The sequence below is a fragment of the Dietzia sp. HMSC21D01 genome, from assembly GCF_001815995.1.
GTDB lineage: Bacteria > Actinomycetota > Actinomycetes > Mycobacteriales > Mycobacteriaceae > Dietzia > Dietzia cinnamea.
In genome coordinates, this window is sequence record NZ_KV823930.1 from 1 (window position 1) to 3,776 (window position 3,776).

The 3,776-nt window shown below is 72.4% G+C and carries 5 protein-coding genes; all 5 read left to right on the plus strand.

Going from position 1 to position 3,776, the window contains the following annotated elements:
• The coding region (locus tag HMPREF3086_RS09550; RefSeq protein ID WP_210401854.1) for a tetratricopeptide repeat protein at nt 1-777 on the plus strand (777 nt) is incomplete at its 5' end.
• Nucleotides 778-782: 5 nt separating this feature from the next.
• A complete protein-coding gene (locus tag HMPREF3086_RS09555) occupies nt 783-1,781 on the plus strand; it encodes an HAD-IIA family hydrolase (protein ID WP_061228843.1) in 999 nt (332 codons plus the stop codon).
• Between the two features lie 10 nt (nt 1,782-1,791).
• Nucleotides 1,792-2,004, plus strand: coding sequence for a hypothetical protein (locus HMPREF3086_RS09560; RefSeq protein WP_007629074.1), 213 nt, complete (start codon nt 1,792-1,794; stop codon nt 2,002-2,004).
• Complete coding sequence (locus HMPREF3086_RS09565) at nt 2,004-2,825, plus strand: TlyA family RNA methyltransferase (RefSeq protein ID WP_061228842.1); 822 nt, start codon at nt 2,004-2,006, stop codon at nt 2,823-2,825. Before HMPREF3086_RS09560 ends, HMPREF3086_RS09565 begins: the two co-directional genes overlap by 1 nt.
• Entirely contained in the window at nt 2,822-3,751 is a 930-nt protein-coding gene (locus tag HMPREF3086_RS09570) for an NAD kinase (protein ID WP_061228841.1), read from the plus strand. Before HMPREF3086_RS09565 ends, HMPREF3086_RS09570 begins: the two co-directional genes overlap by 4 nt.
• Nucleotides 3,752-3,776: the final 25 nt, after the last annotated feature.

A 3,776-nucleotide genomic window follows, 5' to 3' on the forward strand; every position in this document is an offset into this window, starting at 1 on the left:
GGAGACCGGCGGGGCGGCGGCCCACGCGGAGTCACCGGACGCGGGGATCGGCCGGTGGGCGCCCGCAGGAGCGAAGGCCGCCCCGGTCAGGACGCACGTCAGGCAGCCCGCGCCGATGAGCCAGCCCTGCCCGACGATATCGAGGCCGCCGACCTCGACGCCGACGTCCGTCGCGACCTGCGCAGCCTTGACAAGTCGAACGCGGAAACAGTCGCCAAGCACCTGGTCGCCGCCATGCACCTCGTCGACGACGACCCGCAGCTCGCTCTGGCGCACGGCCGCGCCGCCAAGAACCGCGCCGGCCGCATCGGCGTCGTCCGCGAGACCCTCGGCGTCCTGGCCTACCGTGCCGGCGAGTGGTCCGAGGCGCTCAGCGAGCTCCGGGCCGCCCGACGCATCTCCGGCGGGCCCGGTCTGCTCGCGATGATGGCCGACTGCGAGCGCGGGCTCGAGCGCCCGCAGCGCGCCATAGAACTCGCCCGCGGTGACGAGTCGCGGATGCTCGACGCCGACGAGCTGATCGAACTGCGCATCGTCGAGGCGGGAGCCCGTGTCGACATGGGCCAGCTCGACGCCGCCCTCGTGACCCTGCAGGACGCCGGCGTCGACGCCGACGCCCGCGGCGAGTCCGCCGCCCGGCTCGACTACGCCTACGCGGAGGTCCTCCTGGCCTCCGACCGCAGGGACGAGGCGGCGGAGTGGTTCCGCCACGCACTCTCCGCCGACCCCGAGGACGTCACCGGCGCCGCGCCTCGTCTGGCCGAACTGGAGGACTGATCGCGGTGAGCGTCACCACCCTGGCCGAGGCCCACGATGCACTCCTCGTGGACCTCGACGGCACACTGATCCGCGGCACTGAGCCGATCCCCGGCGCCGCCGACGCGCTCGAGCGGGCGGGCCTGCCCGTGGTGTACGTGACCAACAACGCTAGCCGGTCCCCGGAGGACACCGCCGCCCACCTCCGCGAACTGGGATTCACCACGCGGCCCGACGAGGTCATGACCAGCGCACAGGCCGCCGTGGTCATGCTGCGCGACCACGTCGCCCCGGGCTCGAGGGTCCTGGTCGTCGGTCACGATAGTTTCCGGGAACTCGCCCGGGAGGGCGGCTACGATGTCGTCCTCTCCGCCGACGACCGGCCCGACGCCGTGCTGCAGGGCCTGTCGCGAGAGTTGACCTGGGCCGACCTCGCGGAGGGCTGCCTCGCGATCCGCCGAGGCGTGCCCTGGATCGCCTCCAACGTCGACACGACCCTTCCGACCGAACGGGGTCTGCTCCCCGGCAACGGATCCCTCGTCGCTGCCTTGCGGGCCGCCACGGATCGCGAGCCCGTCGTCGCCGGGAAGCCCGCGGCTGGCGTGCTGCGTGCTGCCGCGGACCGCGTCGGGTCCACACGCCCCCTGGTGATAGGCGACCGACTCGACACGGACATTGAGGGAGCCGTCGCCGCCGGGATGCCCGCGCTGATGGTCCTCACCGGCGTCCACGACCAGACCCACCTGCTGTCGGCGGATCCGCACCGGCGCCCCACCCATCTCGCGCCCGACCTGTCGGCTCTCGCCGAGCCCGCCGACGCGTCCCGGATCCCGCACACCGCTGAGTTCGACGGCGCGGTCGAGGCCGGGGTGCTACACCTCTCCGTAGTCCCGGACCATCTGCACGGGTTGGATCTGGCCCGAGCCGTGATCGCACTGGCGTGGCGTCACGACGTGTCGCAGGTGTCCGCGGGCGGAGACGGCCTCCGATCCCGGCTCGCGGATGCGGGACTCGTCGTCGGCTAGCGTGTAGGCCGTGACCACCCCCGGACCCCATCCACGTCCCGGGCCCACGGGGCCCGACATCGACGAGCTCCGCTCGGCGTTCGACGACCTGCTCGGCGACTCGGTCGGCGCGCCGGGGACCGACGCCGGCGGCGGGGCGGTCCGCGACGACCAGGTCGCCGCGCTCGACGCCGCCCACGAGCTCCTCGCGCAGGCTCTCACGGCCCTGGACAACCGACGCTGATGGCGGCCAGACGCATGCGGCTCGACGCCGAACTGGTACGTCGCAAGATGTGCGACAGTCGCGAACGGGCGCGGGACCTCATCGACTCCGGGCGCGTCATCGTCAACGGGGTGGCCGCCACCAAACCCGCCACCCAGGTCGAACCCACCACCTCGATCGCGCTCACCGCATCCGACGAGCCGGACTGGGCGTCCCGCGGCGCCCACAAGCTGGTCGGCGCCCTCGACACCTTCGCCGGCGTGACCGTCGACGGGGCGCGCTGTCTCGACGCCGGAGCCTCCACCGGCGGCTTCACCGACGTGCTGTTGAGCCGGGGCGCAGCCCGTGTCGAAGCCGTCGACGTGGGGTACGGACAACTGGTGTGGCGACTGCGCAGCGACGAGCGCGTCGGCGTCCACGACAAGACCAACGTCCGGTCGCTCACCCCGGGGGACATCGGTGGGGAGGTCGATCTCGTGGTGTCCGACCTGTCGTTCATCTCCCTGCCGCTCGTGCTGCCGGCGCTCGCTCTGTGCACGCGGCCGGGCGGGCATCTCCTCCCGATGGTCAAGCCACAGTTCGAGGTGGGGCGCGACCGCGTCGGGCAGGGCGGCGTCGTCCGTGACCCCGAGCTGCGGATCGAGGCCGTCACCGGTGTCGCCCACGCGGCCGCGGGACTGGGGCTCGAACTCCTGGGCTGCGTGGCCAGTCCGCTTCCCGGCCCGTCCGGCAACGTCGAGTATTTCCTGCACCTGCGCAGGTCCGCATCGGGAGAGCCGGCGGACCTCACCGACGAGTCGCGACACGCGATCCGCACGGCAGTCGAGGAGGGCCCACGATGAATGACATCCCCGGATCCGAGCAGCCCCGGCGCATCCTGCTCGAACCCAACATCGCCCGACCGGACATCGTCGCGACGGTCGCGCAGGTGGTCGACGCGTGCGCGGAGCGGGGCATCGCCGTCCGGGTTCTCGAGGACACCCGGGACCGGGTCGCCACCGGCGGTGGAGTGGAGTGCGTCCCCGACACGCCCGCCGCCGCTGAGGGATGCGAGCTCGTCCTGGTCCTGGGCGGGGACGGGACGTTCCTGCGCGCCTGCCAGTACGCCCACGCAGCGGACGTGCCCGTGCTAGGGGTCAACCTCGGACACATCGGCTTCCTCGCCGAGTCCGAGGTCTCCTCTCTGAGCGGCGTCGTGGAGCAGATCGCCGCACGCGACTACCGCGTCGTGGAGAGGATGACGGTCGAGGCGACGGTCATCAACGGCGAGACCCGGCTCGCGCACGACTGGGCGCTCAACGAGGTCAGCATCGAGAAGGTGGCACGACAGGGCGTGCTCGAGGCCTCCGTCGAGATCGACGGCCGCCCCGTCAGCGACTACGGTTGCGACGGCATGTTGGTCTCCACCCCCACGGGATCCACCGCATACGCGTTCTCCGCCGGGGGCCCCATCGTCTGGCCCGAGCTCGACGCCATCCTCGTCGTGCCGAACAACGCCCACGCGCTCTTCGCCCGGCCCATGGTCGTGGCGCCCACCTCCAGGGTCGCGGTGGAGACCGGAGTGCACTCGGGCCCGGCCGTGGTCGTCCTCGACGGGCGGCGCCTGGTCGACGCACCGCCGGGTAGCCGCGTCGAAGTGGTCCGCGGTCGACGCCCGGTCAAGTGGGTGCGGCTCGACGATTCGCCGTTCACCGATCGCCTGGTCACCAAGTTCCAGTTGCCGGTGACCGGGTGGCGCGGACGATCGGGTGTCCGGCCGCTCACCTAGGAGCATGGGTCAGTAATGGCTCGAA